This is a genomic window from Vibrio sp. zbq_1 (assembly GCF_043102935.1).
GTDB lineage: Bacteria > Pseudomonadota > Gammaproteobacteria > Enterobacterales > Vibrionaceae > Vibrio > Vibrio parahaemolyticus.
Map to the genome: position 1 here is coordinate 289244 of NZ_JBICJH010000015.1, position 25873 is coordinate 315116.

Here is a 25873-nt window from a genome sequence, read left to right on the forward strand (position 1 = left end):
TTAACGAGTTGAAAGTTCGCTGTTCTCGCCTTTTTCTGGGATTGATTCATAAGCAACCACTCAAATACTAACTACGACACTATTTCATACTTTTTTCGCAACAATCTTTGTATACTCTGTGCCAACTACATGACTTAGCACTAAAGAAATGAACTATCTAATTACTTTCTTCAAAGGAATAGCCATGGGTGCAGCCGACGTTGTCCCTGGCGTGTCGGGCGGTACTATCGCATTCATAACTGGCATTTACGATACACTGCTTGAAAGCATTCGTCGTATTAACCCGTCTCTTTTCTCTATCTGGCGAAAAGACGGTTTTAAAGCCGCATTCAATCATATTAATGGCTTTTTCCTTATTGCTCTGTTTGCTGGCATCTTGTCGAGCATTGCAACCTTAGCGAAGTTGATCACATGGCTGCTAGACACTCATCCGATCCCTATTTGGTCGTTCTTCTTCGGCCTCATTTTGGTCTCTGTGTATCACATCCTCCGTCAGGTAGAGAAACGCGATGCGATTCGTTTCGTGACTCTTCTACTGGGCGTCGGCTTTGCGTATAGCATTACGGTGCTGAAACCACTGCATCTTGAACCTACCGCTATTAATACGCTGATTGCAGGTGCGATCGCAATTTGTGCGATGATCCTCCCTGGTATCTCAGGCAGCTTCATCCTGCTACTGATCGGTATGTATACTCCGGTACTTGCGGCCGTAAAAGGCTTCCAAGTGGATACGTTGGCGCTATTTTTATCAGGCTGCGTGATTGGCCTACTTTCTTTCTCTCATCTGCTCTCGTGGTTACTACGCAAGTTCCGCGACTTCACGCTGATGTTCTTAACTGGTTTGATGATCGGTACACTACCTAAAATCTGGCCTTGGAAAGAAACCCTAACATGGCGTACGAACTCGAAAGGCGAACAAGTACCGTTACTACAACACAACTTGTCTCCATTTGAATTTGAACACATTACCTCTCAACCATCGCAGCTAGTGATTGCGGTCGTAATGATGCTGGCTGCTATTGCGTTGGTTTTAGGTCTCGAAAAGTTCGCAGACTCTGACAAATAAACCGCGAAGCACATTCATAGAAAACGGAGCCATTGGCTCCGTTTTTGTTTTTAGGGCGTAGAAAAAGCCGACAATTCGGTGGTTCGGCACACGCTCTCAACCCAAGTCCGACTCACAATGAGTCGTTAACTCATTCATCTCAAAATCATTTAGGTATAACGCACAAATTGTCGAGGCGACGCCTTGGCGAGTTACACATATGTGCTACGATGCGGTTAATGTTAAGTGATAAATGCTGAACCTTAATGAAAGTGTTAAAAATTGCCGCCATTGCGGTCGCACTCGTTGCGGGATTCTACGCCCCGACGCTGCTCAAGAGTTTCTCTTTTTCCTCGACGATCAAACCACTTGATGAGTACTGCCTGCTCTCGACAACGGCATGTGTCCAACAAGGTGTCACCATGACACTCAATGTCGATAATGCTCAGCCCCTTATTCCTGCTAAATTCGATGTCGAGTGGAACAAAAGTGACGCAGAGCAATTGGTTCTGAGCCTTTCAGGAAGAGAAATGGAAATGGGCAAGCCGAAGTTTCTCCTCAAGAAAATAGCACCTGGAAAATACTCTGGCGAAGTCGTGTTGCCCGTTTGCACTCAAGAATCGATGACGTGGGTCGGAGAACTGACCGACGGACAATCCACCATCTATCCCGCCATCAAAATGCAAAGATAAGGAATCATTATGAGCCGCAATTGGTCTCTCTTTCTCGTAGTCGCATTCGTACTGGGTTTCGGTACTAAAACCTATTTAGATAGCCTAGATAAACCCGCAGACGTTTCAGAAACAACCTCGTCAGAACAAAGCGTGTTGTTTGGCGAAAACAATCAACCAGTCAACGTCTTTGATGTGAACGACCCTCGTATTCGTATCGTGTATTTCGGTTTTACTCGTTGCCCTGATGTCTGCCCAACATCGCTCGCGATGCTGGCAGGAGCACTAAATCAAATCAGCGATGAGCAAAAAGCGCAGCTGCGCCCGATGTTTATCTCTCTCGATCCAGAACGTGATGAAGCGGACGCGTCCGCAAAATATGCGCACTACTTCCACCCGATGATTGAAGGCCTATCTGCGCCGTTGGACATCACGACGCCACTTGCTCACCGCTACGGCGTTATTTTCCGTAAAACCGAATTAGAAGGTTCGGAACTGAAGTACACCCTTGACCACAGCTCTTACTTCTACTTCCTCAAACCGGACGGCACGTTGATCACCAAAGTGCCACACACGCTAACGCCTGCGCCGATTGTTGAAGCAATTTCAAAACTCACCACTAAGGAAGGCTCGAATGAAGGCTAATCAACTGTTCAAAACATTGGCTTTGGGGGCATTACTGCTCAGCCCTTTAGCTCAGGCTAAGCTCGATGTCATGGCGCACGAACCGTATGCGCGTGCTATGGCTCCGGGTGCAACCACCAGCGCCGTCTTCGTAACCTTTGCCAACCGCAGCCAAGACGACATCAATATCGTTGCCGCAGAAACGCCAGCAGCGGGCAAAGTCGAATTGCACGATGTCATTAAAGACGGCGATGTGATGAAAATGCGCCAAATCGACCGCATCACGCTAGGTGCAAAAGAGACCACCGAGCTAAAACCGGGCAGCCTACACATCATGCTGTTTGATTTGAAAACGCCGCTCAATGAAGGGGATGAAATCGAAGTAACCGTGACTTACGATAACGGCCAAAAGCAGAGCTTTAACGCGCCAGTGAAAAAAGTGATGGCAGGGATGAAACATACAGCCCACTAAAATCGAATTAGGCTCCTCATTAGGAGCCTTTGTTTTATTCGCTCTCTCGCAGCGCAATGGCGATTTTATTTAAAAATGTAAATCTGTGCTTTATGCCCCATACAACACACCTCCCTCTTCGCTATAACTCTATTTCCTTGTTTCCACATCTAACCCTGTTCCCGAGATAACTCTTTATGTTTCAAGCTCTCAAACGCGTTTTCAGTTTTTTGACTCAAACCAATCCAAATGTCGAGCAAGACGTGGACACCATTATTGCCGCAATTGGTGGCCTCGATAACGTGGTGGAAACCGGGGCGTGTGCAACGCGGCTAAGACTCACGCTGCGCTCTACTGCTGTCGTAGATAAAGAGGCTTTAAAGAAACATGGCGCTCATGGCGTTGTTGTGTTGGATGAACGTCATATCCAAATCATATACGGTTTGAAAGCCAACACGTATTCGCAGATCATGGAAGAACGAATAACAAGCTAGGCGCTCGTAGCAACTCTCCTAGCAAACTAAGCGGTGATTTTGCTACCCACAAATAAAAAGGGCAGCTATACTCTCTTCGTTTCATTAACCAAAGAATGAACTCACCAACGTATCAACTAACAAAGAGGACACATGATGATTGTATTGAATAGCACTAACTGGGCATCGCAAGGGTAAACCTAACCGCACCAACTCTGTGGCATAGCCACAACTCCCCTTCTCTGCCCGGTCTTCACCGGGGTCAACTCTATCCGAATTAGACCCTAATGCGATTTGTATTAAGGCGCTTTGTTGCGTCTGGGATAATTCAACAATGAATCAAACACATACTTTTTGTGACACATTAATTTCTACTTCAAACCCATTAAAGCAATTGGGTTGGAAACCATTTTTTCAGCAACAACTGACACTAGACGACTACGACAATACGATCTTTGCACGCGTGATCGCGCATCACCGAAGTGGTTATTTATTGGCAACAGAAGCAGGGCAAGTTCACCTTAATGTCCACCACTCTCTGCCCAATATGACCGTCGGAGACTGGGTGATCTTAAATGAAGATCAGCAATTTGTTCGCTTACTGGATCGCTTGAGCCTCTTTAGCCGCAAAGCGGCGGGCAGCAAAGTGGCAGAGCAACTCATCGCGGCCAATGTCGATACGGTGTTTATCGTCTGCTCACTCAATCACGATTTCAACTTAAGCCGTATTGAACGTTACTTAGCCTTAGTTCACGAAGCTGACGTCGAGCCCGTTATCGTGCTTTCCAAAGCCGATTTGTGCGACGACGTCGATGAACTCAAAAGCCAAGTTCAGAAGCTAGACCCTCTGCTAGTCATTGAGACGGTCAACGGCTTAGATGCAGAAAGTACTTCTAAGCTCATGAGCTGGTGTAATGAAGGGCAAACCGTTGCTTTTATCGGTTCATCAGGGGTGGGTAAGTCAACGCTGGTCAACGCGTTACTTGGTCAACAAGAACAATCGACAGGGCATATCCGTGAAGACGACAGCAAAGGACGCCATACGACGACCTCGCGCTCGATTCACCTATTACCTGCGGGCGGGATTTTGATCGATACTCCAGGAATGCGAGAAATCCAACTCGTCGATTGCGAAGCTGGTGTCAGCGAAGCCTTTGCTGACGTTGAAGCGCTTGCCGAGCATTGTCGATTTGGTGATTGTAAACACCAAACCGAGCCAGGTTGCGCCGTTCAAGCGGCCATTGAAAATGGCTCTCTTGAAGTTCGCCGTTTCAACAATTATCAAAAGCTGCTGCGAGAACAAGCCTTTAATGGCGCGACCTTAGCAGAGCAACGAGCTCAGAGCCGACAATTTGGCAAACTTACTCGCAATGTGATGAGTGATAAACGCAAACGTCAGCAAAGTTACTGAGTTGTTAGATTTGAGTTGTCAATAAATTCAAAGGAGACTTTCGTCTCCTTTTTAATAACTTTATTAAAAACCATTACTCATAACCAATGAGATTTTTCAACATAAAAATCTCGTTTAGATAACATCGAGCAAACATTTAATCCAAAAACAAACTAAAACTAGACACAAAATATTACCAAGCTAAGATATGTGATATTCAGCAAGAAAATGGCTGAATTTATAAAAACAGGATAATTGATAATCATGTTCTTAGCGCACAGAAGCAATGCTCATTCCTTGTTCATCAAGGGCATTATCGCCGTGTAATGTTTGGCTATTGCCCTGCCGCTCTGACATAAAATTGCAGGAATGACGTATGCAACACAACAGCCTCGTTGCCCGATATGCTCGCGGTAACCTCGTTCTCCAGATCCTTGTCGGTATTGTCTTTGGTATTTTGCTCGCAACAGTTTCACCAAGCCATGCTGAAAGCGTTGGACTGATTGGTAGCCTTTTTGTAGGCGCTCTTAAAGCCATCGCGCCGATCCTAGTGTTTATTTTGGTTGCCGCTTCAATTGCGAACCAAAAGAAAAACCAACACACTTACATGCGCCCAATCGTTGTTTTGTACCTAATGGGTACGTTCTTCGCAGCGCTTGCAGCCGTGGTTCTAAGCTTCCTTTTCCCGACCCATCTAACGCTTGTAACCGGCGCTGAAGGTGCAACGCCTCCTCAAGGTATTGCAGAAATCCTACGAACATTGCTGTTTAAACTGGTTGATAACCCAGTAAACGCACTAGTAGAAGCGAACTACATCGGTATTCTTGCTTGGGGTGTGGGTCTTGGCCTTGCACTTCACCACGCATCAGCAACAACGAAAGCGGTATTTGAAGACCTAAGCCACAGTGTTTCTCACATTGTTCGCTTCATCATCCGTCTTGCACCATTTGGTATCTTTGGTCTGGTTGCTTCAACTTTCGCGACAACTGGTTTCAGCGCGCTAGCAAGCTACGCTCACCTTCTTGCGGTTCTACTTGGTGCAATGATGATTATCGCGCTAGTAGTAAACCCAGCGATCGTATTCTTCAAAACCAAACAAAACCCGTACCCATTGGTATTCCAATGTCTACGTGAAAGTGGCGTAACAGCGTTCTTCACTCGCTCAAGTGCAGCGAACATCCCAGTAAACATGGCGCTATGTGAGAAGTTAGACCTAGATGAAGACACTTACTCAGTATCTATCCCTCTGGGTGCAACCATCAACATGGCTGGTGCAGCAATCACTATCACAACGCTAACGCTGGCTGCAGTGCACACAATGGGTATTGAAGTTGACCTAATGACAGCGCTACTTCTAAGTGTTGTCGCGGCGGTTTCTGCATGTGGCGCTTCTGGTGTTGCGGGCGGTTCTCTACTGCTTATCCCTCTAGCGTGTGGTTTGTTTGGCATCTCAAACGACGTAGCAATGCAGGTGGTAGCGGTTGGTTTCATCATCGGTGTGATTCAAGACTCTGCTGAAACAGCGCTAAACAGTTCAACAGACGTTATCTTTACCGCTGCTGTTTGCCGTTCAGAACAGCAAAAAAGCCAGTAAGATAAACATTGAATAATAGAAAGGGGAGCCTGTTGGCTCCCCTTTTTCGTTGTCGATAATTTATTGTCGATAGAATATGCATTCGGTATCACTCATTGATCACCAATAAACTTTCTGTCAGTTTTTTCTGAAACACGGGATTTACCCTTAAGTTTTCAAGATTCGATGCGTAGAATGCCGCCCCGCCGCCCCATTGAATGAATGGTCGATTTAATTTGAGGGTAAACGAATGAGATGGTTGTCTAGTTTCTCATTGAAAGAGTGGTTGTTCGCTGCTGTTTTACTAGGCGGAATCTCTGCTTATGCACTCCACCATTCGAACCAGCGCACGTCCGACGCCCGCTCTGCTGCCATTCAAGTTTTGTTTGCCGACATGCAGTACTACGTCTCCATTCTCAACGCCAATGCGAAAGCGTTCAACCAAGAGAATGGCGCAAACCAATGTGTCCTGACTGCTGTGGGCTATCAAGAGTTTTACAACGGCTACCCAGAAACGCAAAGCGAATGTGGCGAACACCTTGGCTTTTTCGACAACATGACGATCTCAGACGAAATGAAGCAAGCAAACTTGGTGTTCATTGAAAACAACACTTATTCGATAGTCGGCTACGGCCCTAGTGACTCGCCAGAAGCTTTGATGCAAGGCAAATGCTACGCCTATTACCGATTGGAAGGCGCAGGAAAAGACGGACACAGTTTTAAAGTCGATGCGTCCCAATGTTAGCGATCAAAAAAGGAGCCGCCGGGCTCCTTTTTTGTGTTCGAAAATAGCGTTACGCCATTTCTAGTTCTACTTCTTCAATTGGGAAGTGTTTGCTTGGTTCAACAAACTCTTGCTGCGCTGCGATGGTTTGCAGTTCCCATTCGCCTGCATGGTAAGTGGCGCTTAACACCCCGTAACACGCGTCGTGACAATGTTGGAAAGCTTGTTTAGGAGACCAACCTTTCAGCAATCCTGAAGTGAAGATCGCCGAGATAAGGTCGCCCACGCCAACAGGTTGTTTAGCAAACTCAAATTGAGGACGCTTCGCAAGGTAAATGCCTTCTTGCGTAGCCAGTAGCATGTTAAAGCTGCCATTTTCTAGGCAGTAAAGGTGCTTAACTAGCACAACTTTTGGACCTTTCGCTAGCGCACGTTGGCATGCGGTGATCGCATCGTCTAGTGAGTGGATTTCCATCTCAGCAAATTGACTTAGCTCGAATTGGTTCGGAACGATCACGTCCGCCATTGGCATCAAACGAGTCAGAAGATTTTCAGCAATGCCCGGTGCCACAATGCAGCCTTTGTCTGGCGCGCCCATCACAGGGTCGCAAACATAAAGTGCGTTCGGATTCGCTTGCTTCACTTTCGTCACGGTATCTTCAACAGCAAGGCATTGCTCTGCGCTGCCTTGGTAGCCCGTCAACACCGCTTGGCATTTTTCCAATGCACCGATGTTTCCAAGACCACGAACTAACTCGCTGATGTCTTCAGCCGCAAACGCTCGCCCAGTCCAACCTTCTTGATACTGAGTGTGGTTAGAAAATTGAACGGTATGAATCGGCCATACTTCGAAACCCATGCGTTGCATTGGGAAAACGGCACTGCTGTTACCAGCATGACCAAAAGAAACATGAGATTGTATAGAGAGGATACCTTGCATAGTACCTTACCTCTTATTGTTGTTATCGATAGTTCAAAGACAGCGGCAAGCGCCAGTTTTGCGAAACCAGTAGTGTATCCGACAAACCAAGATTCTCTAACTCAATTCTCCTCAATATCTTCAGAGTAAGTTGGAGTGCTGGTTTTCAACACCATCTTCTTAATTTCCATTTTGTCTTTATTCAGTGCGATTTCTAGGGTATCTCCTTCCCTTATCCCGAGCTGAGCCAGGATTGCGCTTGGAATGACTACGGCGGTATCGTCACCGATTTTAACAGGTTGACTTATCATCTTTCGTCCTCCAAATGTCGAAAATGAGTTTTCACGTCATTGGATGTCTAGCCTCAAATACTTTGAGCTGACTTGGATTTGGCGTAAATGCCTAAAAACAAAGAGCCTTCCACACCGCGTTTGGGAAGGCTCTTTCAGTATTATTTTTTAATTTGCTAAAGGCTCATGCTTCGCAGCAATCAGACCGTAAGCACTCCAGCCTAGGAAGGTTACGATAGAGCCCCACATCATCGCTTCGTAGCCGGAGCCGTAAAGCGCGTAGAAGCTGTACAGAGAGCCAATCAGAGCGATAACGTTGGTGGTTTTCATCTCGCGCTCCGGCACGTGCGCCACTTGCTGCATGATGAAGATTGCGCCCATACATAGAATGTAAGGAATAACGTTTGTTACTACCGCTAGGTTAACCAGCGCTTCGAACTGCTCGTTCAGCGTTGGAGAGATCGTCATTAGAGACAATACAGATTGGATAATAGTAATCGCGATCATACCTTTGATTGGCGTACCACGTTTGTCCACTTGAGAGAACAATTTAGGGAAGAAGCCAGCATCAGAAGACGATTTGAACACTGACGCGATAGTGAATTGCCAACCCAATAGAGAGCCCGCACAAGCCAATACCGCCATACCCGCAACCACTTTACCAGCGGCTGAACCTAGCATCACTGTCCATACGGTTGAGAATGGTGCTGTAGATGCAGCAAGCTCAGAGTTTGCAACGATACCAGAACAGATGTTTGTTGATACAATGTAAACCACAGCCGCGATTAGTGTACCGCCCAGTACTGCGATTGGTACGTTCTTCTCTGGGTTTTCTACCGCTTCAGAGTTCGCACAAGCTGATTCAAGACCAAGGAATGCCCATAGCGTCATCGCAATAGAAGCGCTCACTGCCTCACCAAATGGCAAGCTGTGTGGGTTCCAAGCTTCAATGTACATGGTTGGGTTAAACCAGAACCAACCAACAATACCCAATGAACACACTGGTAGGATTACGCCCCACACGGTGAATGTACCAATTTGACCTGTGATTTTCGCACCACCGAAGTTAGCGAAAGTACAAATCCAAAGAATGGCGATGGTGTACAAACAGGTTTCGACCGGAGATAGGGTCACTTCAAAGAATGCGGAGCCGTAACCCACACAAGTAATCGCGATCGCAATGTTCGCAATAAGGAGCGACAAACCGTAAGTCCAGCCCGCCATAAATGCACCCGATTTACCGAATGCATAAGACGCGTAACCGTTCATACCGCCGTCACGTTTACTAAAACGACCACATTTTGCGAACACGTAAGCCAACGCCAAAGAGCCCGCTGCCGTGATCAGCCAAGACAACACAGAAATGGTGCCCACTTGCGCCAGTTTACTTGGCAGCATGATGATACCGGAGCCGGCCATGTTGATGAATGTCAGAATGGTTAACTGCACCACCGACATTTTTTTAGTTTCAGTACTCATAAATTATTCTCCACGAATAAGCGGTTCGCACCGACGCCGGAGCGTGGTGCGAACGGGTAGATTAATCTTTTAGGACATAACAATGTGCGGTAGTGCGACCGTTAACATCTTCAAGGTACACACCTTGAATTTCTGGCGCGAAGCCTGGGAAGCGGTTAATACCTTCTTCTAGAGATAGGAAGTAATCCACCACGTGTGGGGTCCAGATTTCACCAGTGATCACACAGATGATGCCTGGAGGGTAAGGAAGTGCACCCTCAGCGGCTACGCGACCAACGGCCTCTTTAAGTGGTAGGTAATCGCATTCACCACGGAAGTATTTGCGTGTCGCCACGTCTGGTTTGTGAACCATTTGTGGGAAGTACTCGCTGCGGAACATCGCTTTTTGTAGCTGTTTCACGTTCAGCTCTTTGTACATGTCATGCATTTCCTGACATAGCTGACGGATGGTGTAGCCACGGTAGCGTTCTTTATTCGCTTCGTAGACGCTTGGAAGTACGATACTTAGAGGCGCATCATCACGGATGAATTTTTCGAATCGGTTAATTTGAGCCACAAGGTGACGGATCTTACCCATATCTTCCGCAGGAGTGAGTAGGAACAAGATAGAGTTCAAGTCACACTTCTCAGGGATGATGCCGTTTTCACGAAGGAAGTTCGCCAATAGCGTTGCAGGAATACCGAAATCTGCGTAGCTGCCGTCTTCTGCAATACCCGCAGTAGTTAGCAACAATTTACATGGGTCAACGAAGTATTGACCTTCACCGTAACCTTCAAATTTGTGCCAGCTTGCGTTTGGCTCAAACATGAAGAATTTCTTATTCGTTGCGATCACATCAGTGTCGTAGCTGCCCCAAGGTTGACCTTCGACTTCGTCTGGAATGAACGGACGAATCAATTCACAACTCTTAAGGATTTCTTTACGCGCTTCGATACCAGTCTTAACCGCATCGCGCCATAAACGCAGACCTGCTTCGCCATCGTGGATCTTCGCGTTCACATCAAGCGCAGAGAACAGTGCGTAGAATGGTGAAGTCGATGCGTGCATCATAAACGCGTTGTTAAAGCGTTTGTGGTTACAGTAACGAGCTTGACCTTTGATATGGCGGTCTTTTTTGTGGATTTGCGATGTTTGAGAGAAGCCAGCTTGTTGTTTGTGAACAGACTGAGTCACGATCACACCTGCGTCTTCTGGTTTCAAATCCAGCAGCAGTGGTGAACAGTCTTTCATCATAGGGATGAACTGTTCATAACCAACCCACGCAGAGTCAAACAGGATGTAGTCACAAAGATGACCGATCTTATCCATTACGTAGCGAGCGTTGTAGATAGTACCGTCGTAAGTACCAAGCTGGATAATAGCAAGACGGAAAGGACGTTCATCGCGTGCACGTTCTGGATCCACTTTCGCGATTTGAGCACGAATGTATTCTTCATCGAAACAGTGCTCATCCATACCACCGATGAAGCCCCAAGGGTTACGCGCCGTTTCTAAGTAAACTGGCATACCACCCGCTTGGATTAACGCACCGTGGTGGTTCGATTTATGGTTGTTACGGTCGAACAGTACCAAATCACCTTCAGTTACTAGCGCGTTACACACCACTTTGTTTGAAGCAGAAGTACCGTTGAGCACGAAGTAAGTTTTGTCCGCGTTAAATACTTTTGCAGCGTGCGCTTGCGCTTGGTGTGCAGAACCTTCGTGGATCAGCAAGTCACCTAAATCTACGTCCGCGTTACACAAGTCACTACGGAACAGGTTTTCGCCGAAGAAATCGTAGAATTGTTTACCAGCTGGGTGTTTTTTGAAGAACTGACCACCTTGGTGTCCCGGACAGTCAAACGCTGAGTTACCCATCTCAACATAGTGCGTTAATTGCTTGAAGAAAGGAGGAAGAAGACGACATTCGTACTTGGTTACTGCTTCATTGATTTGACGACAGTAGTACTCAATAGATTGTCTTTCTAAATCGATAACGCCAGTTAGCCAAACGTAATCTTCTGCCGAAACTGGGTTTTCATCCGTTACTAAGAAAACTGGAATACCGTAACCCGTTTCAGAAATCATTTTATGCAGACCTGCTTTAATGTCTGCTGAAGTAATAATAGCCGCACCAACGTCGGTTAATTCAACTTGCTCTAAAGGTTGTAAATGACGATTAAATTGTTCATCTAAAGATTCAGCTAATAAACTGAAGTCTTCTGGCATGTAATTACTAACACCTATAATTAAACGTTTCATTTGGAATATCTCTTTTTTGTTCTTTAAAATTGACAGGTACAGATATTACAAACGAAAACGATATTTAAAATTCAAAAAACAAATTTCGTGATTAAATTTTCATATTTAAAAGTCTTATTTTCTCGAATTAAAATTTCGCGATCTTCATCACTTTCCAATTGATGGCCCAATGATATTGAAACCAGGCTTAAAAGGAAAAATAATTAAAAATTGTGTGACCACAGCCATTGTTGTTAGAAATAAAATATCAAGAAAATAAATTTTTGAGATTTCTATCACTATATAATTAGTAGGACTATATTATTAGGGATAATAAATATTTTAATTTTAACTAAATTTAAACACATAATAAAAAAGCCATCAACACATGTATTGATGGCTTTTTACTTTAGGTGCAAAGGAAACACAATTCAATTAAATAAATGACTATCTAGCTTTACGCCATTGTTGGACCACTGTTGATAGCGTTTTACCGCGATACCAGACGAGTACATGGTATGCTTACAATCCATGCACTCGACAAAGTACAGCCCACTCATTCCTGCCATAACGTGCAGTCTACGGCTATCGCAACGCTTACAGGACAAGCGTTGCACCTTAGAGTTCACATCTATGCGTCGGGCAAAGTTAAGAGTCTCATGAGAGCAAAGGGCTTCCACTGCGCTTTCCTTGAACGGATGCTCACTGAGTAAATGATTGATGGCGTAATCGTACACCGGGGGAATCGAAGATTTGCCACTTTCAATATTGGTTATCTTAGCTACGGAAACTCCCAACAAAGACGCAAACTCCGCTTTGCTGTATTCCAAGATGAACCTTGAAGAGATGAACTTATCTGCACTAATGATTCTCAACATACACAAATCTCTAATAGAAATAAAACAGAGCAAATGGAATATGCTCCATTTTCTGTTGAAACATGTAATGAAAAAGTTACTTCCGAATGTTTTTATACGCATAGTATGCGCTATTTTTATTTGCTTATTATCTTGCGCCTAATTAAGAATAAAATCAACAAATCAAATCTTAAACCAAAAATAGAAATTTAGATTTAGAGGTACAAATTTTAATTAATATTATTAGATAAAGTAATGAGTGTATTTTTTAGCCTTTTATTTATAGCCACGAAATTAATTTCCAATTCCAGTTAATTAGATATTGGAAATGTTTGATTTGAGCTTAATAACCATCTCTGAAACAGGGGGGATTCCCCTCCATTTTTAGGTTTCACTAGAAAGTCTGAACTAAACGTACAAAATCTGTTGAGAAATCGAATAAATAATATGCAAATGAATAAATTAAGATCTTCGCAACACTCAACCATGACAGCTTGGCCATGTTTGCAACGTTGGTACATATAGAAGCGAACATCGGGATTCAGGACTCGATGCGAAGAGAAAACACGCAAACGTCTTAAAAACGGTGTACTCGTCTCTATATAGAGATTCTTGTAAAAACAAGGATGGGAAGAGAGAGGGTGGCATCGCCTAGAGGAGCTTGCCAGTAGCTGTTATCAGGCAATAAAAAAGCCTCATTACTGAGGCTCTTCGAAGATTAAGGTTGTAAAAAATTCTGCGTAAAATCGAGCACATCTTTGGAAGGCGTTTTCTGCTCAGGTGGTTTCGCTGATTGATCTTCTGTTGTGACCGTTGTCATATCCGGTTCGAAGTTTAGCTCCGTCGTCTCCTCCCACGTATTCGCCCCAGATTTGTGCTCGTCACTTAACACTTCGTTAAGCTCTTCTTCACCAGGGAAATATACGTCACGTTTGTACACCTTGTTCAGCGCACGAATGATCGAGTGCTTTTTCACCATGCCAGATGCGAGCTTTCTTTGCAGAGGCTTCGCAATGGATTGAAGTCCAACCACCACATCCACACCGATGTTCGCCGCGACTTCATCACGAAGGACGCGAGCTGGTTGATAACCCATATTGGCAGAAAGAAACAACCAAACATACGCAATCGCATTGCCTGTTTTTCCTCTGTCTTTCCATGCTTCGCCTGCATGGTACATCGCTTCTGCGCTGCCGCCCTCAGCAGCACGTTCCAGCCAATAGCAACCTTTCACCATGCTCTTGTCTGCGCCAATGCCGTTTAGATAACACAAGCCGACTTGAATTTTGCCTTCTGCACTGTCTTTTTCTGCCGCTTTCATAAACCAGTAAAGCGCATCGGCTTTATGGCCTGAAGTATTTTCAGGCGAGAGCTGCCACTCTCCCATGTAAAGCATCGCAGCAACGCAACCTTCTTCGGCCGCCGTCTCGATGAGTTGATGGCCTTTCGGGATGTTCTTCTCTACCCCTCGACCAAACACCAGTGCTTTACCTGTCGTGAACTTCGCTTCAATATCACCTTCCATGCCCGCGATGGCAGTTCGCCAGAAGTTCGCCTGCTCTTTTAAGATCACATCTTCTCGCATTCGCTCACTAAGGCGCACAATGCCGTACATGCCTGTCACGTTATCCAACTTCGCCGTTTTGTCGTACCAATACAGCGCTTGTCGAACGTTGTCCCGCTCAGCTTCTTTCGCTAAAAACAAAATCGTCGGGATGTGGCCAGTTTCTGCTTTAAACTCACGCTCTTTGCGTTCTTGCTCGCGCGCCTTTTGCATCGCTTTACGATACGCAGCTTCACGCGCTTTCCTCTCGGTCTCCAGCCGTTGCCTTCGCATCGACAATGAGATCATCCAAACAAATATCAGGACGAGTGAAAGGCCAGTTGCCGCAATGGCAATGCCCATACTACTCATAGATAGCCTCTTTTTTAGTCAGGGCCCAAATGAACTCCCTACCGGGGAGTCTTGAAAATCACATGCCGACCAATATCGGCAGCCTTTATTATATAACGACCATTACCGCAAAATCTGAAGCTTCTAAGTGTCTGTTGGCGTTATTTTATTCAATATCAGCGTAACTTATTTTTAAAGGCGAAATATCACCCTGTTTTTTATAGAAGTTAATCACAGTTTTGGGGCTGAGATATTCTCCTCCCCTATCATCCCCCCTTACTCCTCCTATAAAAATTTACATTTTGATGGTGTGCGGAATATCTCACTATGCGACCGTTTTATTATTTATTTTGTGAACAAAATCGACTGTGACAGAAAATTTTTACTTGTAAAAAACTTAACAGCCTGCTCTCACATTTTGCTGATGATTCAGTGTATTAGCATCTAGTTGAACATTTCCTTTTCGGCATCTTGCCCCAAATAGGGCGTGTAGCGCTTCGAGCTTTAGAGCCACGAAATACCGCACGTCCGTTATATCAATTCAATAACAATGGATTTGTAAACGTGGACAATAAAACATTCAAATTATCAACGATTGCCAAAACCGTACTGCCTTTGATTTCCATCGCGGTCATCAGCGGTTGTGGCAGCGATAGCACAAGCGACGACACCACGAACCCAGGCTCTGGCCTATACCCTGCGGGAGAGAACGAGGTTGTCATTTACTACAAGCGTGATATTGCATCCGCATCAACGGCAAGCGACTACGAAGGTTGGGGCCTGCACTTGTGGAACGGCGAAGGCTGTACCAGCACCGACTTAGAAGCCATGGGCATTGCTGGCACAGGTACGGACTGGTCTGCACCACGTCCATTCGACGGCATCAACGACACCTACGGCGCTTACTACGTACTGAAAGTGAACCCAGATGCGTCTGATCCGCACGAATGTATGAACTTCATTCTGCACAAAGGCGATGAGAAAGCCTTCGGTAGCTCGAACTCAAAAGTGGAGCTGACCAAAATTGGCGAATCTAAGGGTCTATTTGGCTTCCACGGCAGCAGCGAGCTTTACTACGAGCCAATCGAAGAACGTCCAGTCGATATTGATGGTCAAAAAGCGCATTGGTTAGATGCCAACACTATCGCATGGGAAGCGGCAGCCAATGCTGATTCAATGAAGCTGTTCTACAGCTTGACCAACGACATCAAAATGGATGAAGACAAGCAAATCTCTGGCGGTACAGCTGTTGAGCTGACCAAAGCGGGCGATTTGTCTGACGGTCTTAAATCTCGTTTCCGCCACCTTGCAAGCCTTCAAGCCGCTGGCATTGATGTGGACGATGCAACCCTACGTACGATTCTGAAATCACAAATCGTCATGGTGGCTTACAACACAAATGGCGACGTTATTTCTGCAACTGAAGTGCAAAAGCCGGGCGTTTTGGATGCGGTGTTTGCCGATTCCAAGGCAGGTAACGCAATTAGCCAAGAACTCGGTGCGATTGTGGAAGGCGGCGCAGCAACCTTCAAACTTTGGGCGCCAACAGCGCAAGACGTTGCTCTGATCATCTATGACGAGAATCTGAAAGAAGAAACAACCGTTGCGATGAAAGAAGATTCAGCAACTGGTATCTGGATTTCTGAAGCGCAAAGCAACGTCGTCAACAAATACTACCGTTACCAAGTTAAAGTTTACCACCCAACAACGGGCGTAATCGAAACTCGCTTGGTCACAGATCCATACTCTCTGAGCTTGTCGAAAAATTCGATGTACTCTCAAGTGATCGATTTGGATGATCCAAGCTTGATGCCACAAGGCTGGAGCGACTACGAACGCCCAACCGTTAAAAAAGATGAAGACCACGTACTTTACGAATCACACCTTCGTGACTTCAGCTTTAACGATACAAAAGGCACCAAAGAATACAACGGTAAGTACTTAGCACTCACAGAAGCAGACCGCGAATCGGTTTCTCACTTGCAAGCACTAAAAGACGCAGGTTTAACAACGCTTCACATCCTGCCAGCGTTCGATATTGCTACGGTTGATGAAGAAGCGACGAACCGCGTCGATATTACTGACACCGTAGGTAAATTGTGTGGCATCAAACCAGAAGCGTCTGTCTGTGACGAAGTTGATGGCGCGAAAGTGATTGAAGATGTGCTGAACAGCTACGATCCAGCCACCGGTTCTGCGCAAGCACTGATGAACGATTTGCGCATGCTAGACAGCTTCAACTGGGGTTACGACCCATTCCATTACACGGTGCCAGAAGGCAGCTACGCGACCGATCCAAACGGCTCAAAACGTATTCTTGAGTTCCGTGAAATGGTGCAAGCAACACACAAAATGAAGCTGAAGCTGATCATGGACGTGGTGTACAACCACACCAATGCCTCTGGCATTAACGACAAATCCGTTCTAGATAAAATCGTCCCAGGATACTACCACCGTCTTAACGTCAACACTGGCGGCGTAGAAAACTCAACCTGTTGTGACAACACTGCAACAGAAAACTTGATGATGGGTAAACTGATGGTTGACTCATTGAAAGTGTGGGCGGACGACTACAAAGTTGACGGTTTCCGTTTCGACTTAATGGGCCACCAGCCAAAAGATGTGATGGTCTACGCACTTGAGCAAATCCGCAAGATTGACGAAAACACCTTGTTCTACGGTGAAGGTTGGGACTTCGGTGAAGTGTCTAACAACGCTCGTTTTGATCAAGCCACTCAGCTAAACATGGCTGGCACTGAAATCGGTACGTTCTCGGATCGTCTGCGTGACGCTGTTCGTGGCGGTAGCCCATTTGATGGCGGTGTCGATTCAGAAGGTAAGCACCCACTTCGCTTCAACCAAGGTTTTGGTAACGCGGCTTACGCGAATGAAGAAACCAAAGTGGACGCAGAATCGGTGAATGGTCGTCTACACAACCAAGATTTGGTTCGTCTAGGCATGGCGGGTAACTTGGCTGACTTCGTTCTTCTAGATTACAAAGGCGACACTAAACTAGGTAAGAACGTTGATTACAATGGTGCGCCAGCAGGCTACACAAAAGTGCCATCAGAAAACATCTCGTACGTGTCTAAGCACGATAACCAAACTCTGTGGGATAACAACGCGTACAAGATTGCGACTGCGACTCCTTCTGCAGATCGTGCACGCATGCAATCAGTCTCGCTATCAACAGTAATGCTTGGCCAAGGTATCCCATTCATCCACATGGGTTCTGAGCTGCTGCGTTCTAAATCGATGCAGCGTGACTCTTACGATTCTGGTGACTGGTTCAACCGCGTCTTCTTCGACGGCAGTGACAACAACTGGAACGTAGGTCTGCCTCGTGAAGACAAAGACGGCGCAAACTGGGAGCTAATCAAGAAGATCGTTTCTGATACGACAGCGAAGCCAGATGCAACCGACATTGAGCTAACCAAACAACAATTCCTAGAACTACTAAAAATCCGTAGTTCAAGTGAACTGTTCCGCTTAGATACCGCTCAAGAAGTCATGAACCGTGTTGACTTCCGCAACGTTGGTAAAGACCAAGTGGAAGGCTTGATCGTTATGTCTATCGACGATGGTAAATCAGCAGGTGCCGATTTGGATTCGAAATACGATGCGATCGTTGCTGTGGTGAACTCAACATCAACAGAGAAATCATTTGTCGTGAAAGGCGCGACAGGTTTCGAGCTGCATGAAGTTCAACAAAACTCTGCAGATGACATCGTGAAAGGTGCAAGCTTCGCAAATGAAACCTTCACTGTGCCAGCACTGACTACTGCGGTATTCGTACAGCCACAAGACGGCGCGCAAGGTGCGGGTCTGCCAGTCAATACGGACAACAAAGACGTATCGAGCATTCCTCCTTTCGGTGAAACCGTGGTTTACGTGAAAGGCACAATGAACAATTGGTCAGACAACAGCGACTGGGCAATGACTTTCATTGGCAACGGCATGTACTCAGTAACAGGCGTACTTGAAGCAGGCAGCCACGAGTTCAAATTTGCAGACACAGGTTGGGCAAATCCGAACATCGGTTGTTCTGTGGCAACAGTGGGCAGCGGCTCTCTGGAGCTAGGCGCAGACGAAAACTGTAAACTCACCGTCGCAGAAACAGGCAAGTACAACTTCACACTGAACGCGCTATACGTTCAAGATGAGAAAGTGGAAAAACCTGTGGTTTCCGTAACCAAATCTGCGGATGCACCAACGTTTGGTGAAACAGCACTGTACCTACGTGGCACCATCACAAGTTGGGACACTCCAGCGCAAGATTCAGCAGCGAAGTTCAGCTACGTCGCCAATGATGTTTACTCGCTAGACATTGACCTAGCTGCGGGTAGCTACGAGATGAAGATTGCAAGTGCAGACTGGGCAGCAGACACCAACTTCGGCGGCGAAGGCAGTGTTGAGCTTGGTAAAGCACTGACGATGGAAGTCGGTGGCGGTAGTGCAAACCTAAAAATTGCGATTGCAGAAGCAGGAAATTACAACTTCCACTTCAATGCGGCTGACAAGTCAGCGCCAATCGTAACCGTCACGAAGAACTGAGTTCTCCAGTTTTCACAACATCCGTAAATACAAGGGGATGCATTATGCATCCCCTTTCTTATCTTCAATGGTTCGCCGTGAGATTGACTCGCAATGTTGAAACCAATTGCGCGTTAATTTCCCCAAATTTGCTCAACAAATTCAGGATGATCGATAAACGGGTTGCGGTTTCCTTGGAACTCAAACACCAAGTCATTGCGACGGATTTCTTTCGCGCTAACAGGATCATTTTTGTGCCAACGTTTCAGCATGTTTAGCATCCAAGGTTCAAATACGTTCGTACTGGTACCATCCAACACCGCGTCAGAGTTGCTCGTGTTGTTCTCCCAATTGCCAATCACGTTCTCGTAACGGGTTGCCATGTAAAAATACGCGCGCGCAAAATCGCCTTTAAACTCATCAATCGGCTCAAACACGGTGCCTGAATAACCCAGTGCTGTGCTCGCTTGACCTAGCTTAGAACCATTGCTGGAAACATAAGTCGAGGTGCCCACTTCGCCAAATGGCCAGTTGCTACGTTTGGCGTTTACATAACCATCGGTGGCAAACAAATGGTGACCGTCTGAGTTCATTGGTTCAACTTTGCCACCAAACCAGCTTTTCGGGAACGAGTGTTCACGGTTGTAGCAATCCCCTTCTTGACTGTATTGACCGCATTGGTCGGTTACTTTCGTGAAACTCACTGCGTCGTTGCCCGCAGGCTTCTCTGAATACATATCGAGAATGGAGCCGTCTTTCTCGTAGTAGTTATCCAAATCTGCGTCTTTAACCAAAGTCCAAATCGCTGAATAGCCACGGCTGGAGTGATTATTGATGATGTTAAACAACGCCGTTTTGAGTGCGTAGCCTGTCTTGCCAGACGCGGCTTGATAATACCCATCAACCACTGGTGGAGTCGTAGTGGTGTCACCTAACGTAAAATCAGTGGTTTCGCTTTTGGCGAACTCAGCGCCAGAAGCAAGGGTCTTGGCTCCTTCCATCAACGTGTACGAACCCGCGCCACTTCCACAACAAATGCCGTCACCATACTCATCTTGAATGGTGAACTGGTAATCACCGTCGGCTAAACACATGCTTTTTTCAACGGTGGTTGCCGACTCATAATCCTGACCAGAGAACAGCACTGCGGATTGGCTGTTTTTCAGCGTCCAACTCGTTTCAGAGCCGTAGTTGTCGGTCGTGAGAGTCAAGACCACTTGGTGATCACTACAGCTCTCTACGGGAGGCTGAGTGCTTGTCTCGGTCGGTTGGAAGTTATCGACATAAACCACTTCTGAGCCGTCAAAGCCCGCTTCATCATAAAAACGCAATCCCACATCGATGGTTTTCGTGGTCGTCGCGGTGTAATTGAGTGTGAGTTCTTGCCACTGATTCGTTTGCTGCGGATTGGAGTAGCCGTGATAACCGTCTGCCACCAATCGAGCTTTTACATGCCCTTCAGTGTGATACACCGAGACTGAGAACGGATAGGTTTTCCCTTGCTCCACATTAATGGTTTGCAAAAGGTCAGTGTTGCTTTGGGTACCTGTATTCACGACGACTTGAGCAGCCAGGCCGCCCGATTTGATTTGCTCGCTGCTTGGCGACACCGCGATGCCAGCGTCAATCACTGACCACTGCGTAGGCGCACTGCCATTCCACTGTTCAAAGTCACCATTGAGAATTTGGCTATATGCAAGCGGAGAGCTAATAACAGCAAGAAGACAGAGGGGTTTCGTTATGGATTTCATTATACTTTTCCATTAGTTATGTAAATCCCAAACACGATAAACATATTAGTGGGGCATAAGTAATCCTTCAGTCACATTTTTACGTTGCACAAGTGTTAATTTACTTTTTAATGTGCAGCTTATCTCACAAATATCTACCTGCCGAAAACAAACGCCAATGCAAAAAGCGAAGCAACCTGTTGGCTACATCGTTGGAAAACCATTAAGGGAAAAGTAAAACGGACGGAAAAAAGCCAAGTGTGCGCCTATGGGGGTCAGCAACAACACTTGGCTTGTTTATAAGAAAGCTTGTGGTCAGCTCAACTGGTGAGCATCAATTCTGGATAATTCCTTAAGGTTTTACCGCAAAGAATCGTCCTTGTAGTGGCGACATCAGAATCTGATATTGACCATTGCTTGGCGTAATTTTTTCATTCGTGAGCAAATCCACCAACTCACCAGTACCAACACTCTCCTGAGTAAGAGTGACGCTTCTATCGCTCTCTAAGGTATTTAGCGCAAACAAGACTTTGTCCGAACCAGATTGTTTCAAGTCCACATAACTGCCGTTACTCGCAACTAAATTCGTGCGTGACCCTTGATAAAGTGCAGGATGCGCATCGCGCATTGTCATCAGCGATGTCACATAAGATTTGAGATCGGCTTGGTTTGCATCAAGCGTCGCCGTCACGCCTTCAATTTTCGCACTACTGCGCGCAACGTGATCATCGCAAAAACCTTGAATGGCGCAGGTGCTGTTGTCTTCTTTGGCGGCAAAACCATCCACTTGATCCCCGATTTCATCACCGTAGTACAACGTGATTGGCCCGGTGTACGCCGCTTGGAAAGCAAACGCGGCTTTATGGCGTAACCAATATTCTGCATCATTCACATCCGCCAAGTTTCCGCGCTGTAACAAGTCACCAAAGCGCACTAAATCATGGTTGCCGATCATCAAATTCGGCTGCGAATGTGTTGGATATTGGTTGTGTGTGCTGTAGCCGTTGTCTAACCAATCCGCACCGCGACCACCCACGCCGCTCTCATTCACGGCCAAAGTTTCAACGATGCGATATCGCATAGGGAAGTCAAACGCAGAGCACAATGCTGGATCGCTGTTCGATCCATACGCCTCATTCGCGATTTCAGACTCCCCTTTCCAAATCTCTGCCACCATATAGCCCAACGGATTCACTTGTTCGCCTTTGCTATTGGTGTACGTCACACTTTGTGAGGCTTCATCGACGGCTTTACGAAGTTGTGTCCAAGCGTCTGTCGGAACTTGATAGGCTTGATCTAAACGCCAGCCGTCAATCTTCAGTTCTTTGATCCAATACGTTGCCACTTCTTTGTAGAAATCGAGACTGGCCGGGTAATCAACGGGATTGCTCGATCCCGATGGCAACAAACCGGAAGGAGATGGTTTGATCAAGCCATCTTTGTGATGACCAAATACACCATCAAAAAACACGTATAAGCCGCGTTTGTGTGCTTCCTCGACCAAGGTTCTCGCCGTTTCTAAATCACCAAAACGTGGATCAATGGTGAAGTAATCCGTTGCAAAGTAGCCCGTGGCATCCAGACGATCGGCCCAGTGATCTTGGCCCGCTATCGCTTCCGATTCAAAAACTGGCGTCAACCAAATCGCGTTCATCCCTAAATCTTGGATGTAATCGAGTGAATCAATCACTCCTTGCAAATCGCCTTTATGATGGCTGGTGCCATAGCCCGTACCGTGACCAATGCTTGCATCACCATCCACAAAACTCTCGACCATGATTTGATAAGTACGAAGTTGGTTACTTTGCGCCATGACATTGGCTTGGCAAGCATAACTGGTATCCGGTAGCGGAGTGCTGCTATTAGTATCGCCACCACCAGAAGAATTACACGCAGATAAAGCACCAATCACACTTAACGCAAGCAGCGATCGATACAGGCGATGGTTACGTCGGACGTTACGCATTTTACTCTCCCTAACTTACTCAAATTAAGTAAAAACATTTGAGTAATAAAATTAACCCCAACATGCTTCCCATGTAGGGGTTTATAAATAAAAACAGATTTTAAATAACTGAATGGAATATTATTGACACTTATTTACCATAATTGAATAAGGTGAGCCATCATCTTTAAATTCTAAACTCCAAAGATATTTACCAGGCTCTTTAATTTCTAGTTTTGTATCTGTACCGTAACCACCGTAAGTCAGTTCATTTAATTGTCCTACCGATAGTTTTTTACCTTTGGCAGTGAACTGCGGTTTCCATTGTTCAGCGGCATACTGCATTTTGTAATTACCTGAAACCTCATCGGCAATCACTTGATATACATTATTCCCCTTATAGGTCAGCTTGCGCTCGGCAGTGTGCTTCCAATCTGCATTTGGGAAACTACCTACAACAAAAATGTCTTTAGACAATGGGCCAGATTCGGCTGAATCCGGCAAACTACAATTTGTCATCATATCAATCTGCGTGCTCGTAAACGCAACCGCATTATGTACTTCATCTTGGGTTGTATTTTCTGATGATGTGGACGAGCAAGCAGACAAGATAGACACAGCAGCTAACGTACACGCTGTATTTATAATTAATTTTTTCACGTTATATCCTTATTTTTATTATACCAAGTACTAATTAAATTAGAACATATATATTATGACTCTAAGTAAAATAAACTTTAAATAGAAATAATATAATGTGTGAAAAAGATAACTAAATGCGCAATAAAAAAGCCGACTATCTTAGCCGGCTTTTTGAAATTACCTATTTGCTATTCACTGCTTTTACAAATACTTCTTGCGCACCTTCAATTCCTAACGCTTTTGCTTCATCAAGTAAGCTCAGAGCTTTAGGGATATCATCTGCTTTTACCGCCGCTTTAATTGCGTTGTGGTAGTAAGTTTGTGTTTCAGGCTGTACTGATTCAACCGCCTTGACCGCAACTGGAGCCGCTGTTGGTCCACTACTTGATGTTCCGATTGAGAAGAAACTCACACGGTCAATCGAGACTTCAATCTTACCTGTATCACTGTTTGGAATTGGAATATCTTTTACTTCTGGCAAGTAATTGCCTCGTCCCTCTGCATCCAATCGCGCAGGGTGAATCACATCCGTAAATCCACCTAGATCCGATTGATCATTGTAAACAATTAGGTAAACAGAATCTAAACCCACTGGTGGGAAGAAGTCTTTTTCAGCGACTAGACGGTTTCCAAGATGAAGACGAGGTTTTGTGTACTCAAACTCCGCTTTGCCGTAGTTTTCAATTTCTTTACCGTTTTTATCTACGATAATCGCTCTTGGTACGAAAGCAGTGTCTTCGATAAAACTAGTGATTTTAATGGCAAACTCGCCACGGTCAGCAGGCAACTCAAACACCGCAACACGGCTGTCGATATCTTTGTATTTCAGCACTTGGCTCTGAGTAGTGATATCTACAATTGCAGAACTAGGAAGCTTCATTTTTACAGCTTGAAGCTCAGAGATAACATCAACTTGCTGTGCTTGAGCAACTTGAACTTGTTCGATAACTTCAGTGGACTGACAGCCAGCAAGCGCGACACATCCACTTAACATAAGGGCACGAAAGTACATTCTTTTTCCTTCTAGTTATTTTTCTAAAGGTTTTTGCATTAAAGCATCTTAGAGTGACTTTGATTAAAGGTCTAACTTTTCGAAAACCCTTAGAAAAATAGCCGACAAATGTCGGCTATTTGACTAGGACAACTAAATAACTAAGAGATTACTTGATTACCACCAAGCTTCTGCTTGAATACCAACAACGTATTCAGTATCTTCACCTTTACCAAACGCATCGTCGTTTTCTAGATCCATGAAGTAGCTACCGTAAACACGAATTTCAGGACGAGCCCACCAGCTATCTCCCATTGCCCATGCTTGAGCTAGAGTTAGCTTAGCACCACCAAAATCCTCATTGTCTACTTCACCAGCGTTGTAACCACCTTCGAAGATAGTACGCATGGTGTCGTTCCACTTGTACATTGGACGAACTACGATAGAGTATTGACTTGAATCGATCTTATTCGCCCCCAAATCTGAACCAGATAGGTAAGCAAGCTGGTGACCCATTTCAATGTTATCAGCAAGATTCATAACACCCCAGTTCAAGATGCGGAAACCTGAACCGTCGTTTTCATTACCAGTGCGATCGTAGTATGAGCCAGCACCCCAGAAGTTAGCAGCTTGAACACCGTAACCCGCTGTACCGTATTGAAGAACAGTTTGGTTAAAACCGTTGCTCAAACCTTGGCTGATGATCGCTGTAGCTAAAACACCGTTGTCACCGTCAATTGTCTTGTCATCTTTTTCAGTAGAGAAGTTGTATAGAGCAGCTAGCTCAAGCGTCGCTTGATCCCAAAGACCGATATTTGCCAAACGAACGTCAAATTTGTAGCCGCTACCGTTATCATCTTCGCCATCTTGAATCAGAGCTACAGAAAGTTTTTGGTCACCAATAGAAATGTTTTCAATACCACCACCGGTGCCAGAGGTATCAAGGAAATAGAAATCTGAGATGTGGATGTCTTTACGTTGGTAGTAAGTTTTACCCGCCCACAGAGTTGCATCATTATCAAAGCCCAGTACGCCCTTCGCTTTAACTGCAAATTGTGCTACGTTGAAATCACCGTCTTCCCAACCGTTTGCACCCTCGTTGCCTTGTGCAATCATTGATTCAACACGCCAAGTTTGTTCACCCGTTTTTAGCTCTTCCGCAAAACCAAACTCGTAGTAGTTATCATTTTCGTTACCTAGACGACCAACTCCTCGTTTGTCAAAATAACTAACATCAGCTTCACCATTGCCACTGATACCTGTACCAGCACGGAAGTAACCATTAAAGTCCACTGCGAAAGCAGAACCAGCAGCTAAAGTTGCAGCAACAGCAGCAGCAATTACACTTACTTTTTTCATTCTTAACTCCATTAAGGGTATTTATAATTCTGTCTTCCCTGCTCGCCCTCAGGTGAATATAG

General features: G+C 45.6%; 20 protein-coding genes. 9 read left to right on the plus strand and 11 right to left on the minus strand.

Annotated elements, in window-relative coordinates; translation table 11 throughout:
* Positions 1–148 precede the first annotated feature (148 nt).
* From ACF8CV_RS09260 to ACF8CV_RS09295, 8 genes are all read left to right on the plus strand, one after another.
* Positions 149–1066 carry a DUF368 domain-containing protein gene (locus tag ACF8CV_RS09260; RefSeq protein WP_005458367.1) on the plus strand — a complete coding sequence of 306 codons (918 nt, stop codon included), beginning with the start codon at positions 149–151 and terminating at the stop codon, positions 1064–1066.
* A 245-nt stretch (positions 1067–1311) separates the two neighbouring features.
* Positions 1312–1737: a hypothetical protein gene (locus ACF8CV_RS09265; protein ID WP_017447187.1), complete on the plus strand. Its 426-nt coding sequence runs from the start codon at positions 1312–1314 to the stop codon at positions 1735–1737.
* Positions 1738–1746: 9 nt separating this feature from the next.
* Entirely contained in the window at positions 1747–2361 is a 615-nt protein-coding gene (locus tag ACF8CV_RS09270) for an SCO family protein (protein WP_005458304.1), read from the plus strand.
* Complete coding sequence (locus ACF8CV_RS09275) at positions 2351–2812, plus strand: copper chaperone PCu(A)C (protein WP_005458360.1); 462 nt, start codon at positions 2351–2353, stop codon at positions 2810–2812. The genes ACF8CV_RS09270 and ACF8CV_RS09275 overlap by 11 nt, the downstream gene beginning before the upstream one ends.
* Before the next feature lie 176 nt (positions 2813–2988).
* Positions 2989–3285, plus strand: a complete 297-nt coding sequence (locus ACF8CV_RS09280) for a glucose PTS transporter subunit EIIB (RefSeq protein ID WP_025510665.1) — start codon at positions 2989–2991, stop codon at positions 3283–3285.
* 313 nt (positions 3286–3598) lie between these two features.
* A complete protein-coding gene (rsgA, locus tag ACF8CV_RS09285) occupies positions 3599–4675 on the plus strand; it encodes a ribosome small subunit-dependent GTPase A (protein ID WP_065779244.1) in 1077 nt (358 codons plus the stop codon).
* Between the two features lie 355 nt (positions 4676–5030).
* Complete coding sequence (sstT, locus tag ACF8CV_RS09290; RefSeq protein ID WP_005458382.1) at positions 5031–6248, plus strand: serine/threonine transporter SstT; 1218 nt, start codon at positions 5031–5033, stop codon at positions 6246–6248.
* 229 nt (positions 6249–6477) lie between these two features.
* Positions 6478–6972 (plus strand): type IV pilin, encoded by a 495-nt coding sequence (locus tag ACF8CV_RS09295; protein WP_005499979.1) that lies wholly within the window; start codon positions 6478–6480, stop codon positions 6970–6972.
* A 49-nt stretch (positions 6973–7021) separates the two neighbouring features.
* Here the strand turns inward: ACF8CV_RS09295 and pdxY are convergent, their stop codons facing one another.
* From pdxY to ACF8CV_RS09325, 6 genes are all read right to left on the minus strand, one after another.
* The gene (pdxY, locus tag ACF8CV_RS09300) at positions 7022–7891 is read right to left on the minus strand and encodes a pyridoxal kinase PdxY (protein WP_005499985.1); all 870 of its coding nucleotides are present in this window, start codon (positions 7889–7891) and stop codon (positions 7022–7024) included.
* A gap of 101 nt (positions 7892–7992) precedes the next feature.
* Entirely contained in the window at positions 7993–8181 is a 189-nt protein-coding gene (locus ACF8CV_RS09305; RefSeq protein WP_005458312.1) for an AbrB/MazE/SpoVT family DNA-binding domain-containing protein, read from the minus strand.
* Between the two features lie 147 nt (positions 8182–8328).
* Positions 8329–9639: a putrescine-ornithine antiporter gene (gene potE, locus ACF8CV_RS09310; RefSeq protein WP_005374814.1), complete on the minus strand. Its 1311-nt coding sequence runs from the start codon at positions 9637–9639 to the stop codon at positions 8329–8331.
* 61 nt (positions 9640–9700) lie between these two features.
* Positions 9701–11881 (minus strand): ornithine decarboxylase SpeF, encoded by a 2181-nt coding sequence (speF, locus tag ACF8CV_RS09315; protein ID WP_011106546.1) that lies wholly within the window; start codon positions 11879–11881, stop codon positions 9701–9703.
* Positions 11882–12291: 410 nt separating this feature from the next.
* Positions 12292–12738, minus strand: coding sequence for a helix-turn-helix transcriptional regulator (locus ACF8CV_RS09320; protein ID WP_005458369.1), 447 nt, complete (start codon positions 12736–12738; stop codon positions 12292–12294).
* Between the two features lie 697 nt (positions 12739–13435).
* The gene (locus ACF8CV_RS09325; protein WP_392416716.1) at positions 13436–14632 is read right to left on the minus strand and encodes a tetratricopeptide repeat protein; all 1197 of its coding nucleotides are present in this window, start codon (positions 14630–14632) and stop codon (positions 13436–13438) included.
* A gap of 543 nt (positions 14633–15175) precedes the next feature.
* Here ACF8CV_RS09325 and pulA point away from each other — a divergent pair.
* The gene (pulA, locus tag ACF8CV_RS09330) at positions 15176–19165 is read left to right on the plus strand and encodes a pullulanase-type alpha-1,6-glucosidase (protein ID WP_138938108.1); all 3990 of its coding nucleotides are present in this window, start codon (positions 15176–15178) and stop codon (positions 19163–19165) included.
* A gap of 113 nt (positions 19166–19278) precedes the next feature.
* On the opposite strand, the gene ACF8CV_RS09335 is transcribed toward pulA, so the two are convergent.
* The 5 genes from ACF8CV_RS09335 to lamB form a co-directional block, all read right to left on the minus strand.
* A complete protein-coding gene (locus tag ACF8CV_RS09335; RefSeq protein WP_138938109.1) occupies positions 19279–20895 on the minus strand; it encodes an endonuclease in 1617 nt (538 codons plus the stop codon).
* Between the two features lie 331 nt (positions 20896–21226).
* Complete coding sequence (locus tag ACF8CV_RS09340; RefSeq protein ID WP_029832063.1) at positions 21227–22840, minus strand: alpha-amylase family glycosyl hydrolase; 1614 nt, start codon at positions 22838–22840, stop codon at positions 21227–21229.
* A 120-nt stretch (positions 22841–22960) separates the two neighbouring features.
* Complete coding sequence (locus ACF8CV_RS09345) at positions 22961–23479, minus strand: glycosidase (protein WP_228070022.1); 519 nt, start codon at positions 23477–23479, stop codon at positions 22961–22963.
* A gap of 163 nt (positions 23480–23642) precedes the next feature.
* Positions 23643–24473 (minus strand): MalM family protein, encoded by an 831-nt coding sequence (locus ACF8CV_RS09350; protein ID WP_097371050.1) that lies wholly within the window; start codon positions 24471–24473, stop codon positions 23643–23645.
* 156 nt (positions 24474–24629) lie between these two features.
* Complete coding sequence (gene lamB / locus ACF8CV_RS09355) at positions 24630–25811, minus strand: maltoporin LamB (RefSeq protein ID WP_029831441.1); 1182 nt, start codon at positions 25809–25811, stop codon at positions 24630–24632.
* Between the last annotated feature and the right edge of the window lie 62 nt (positions 25812–25873).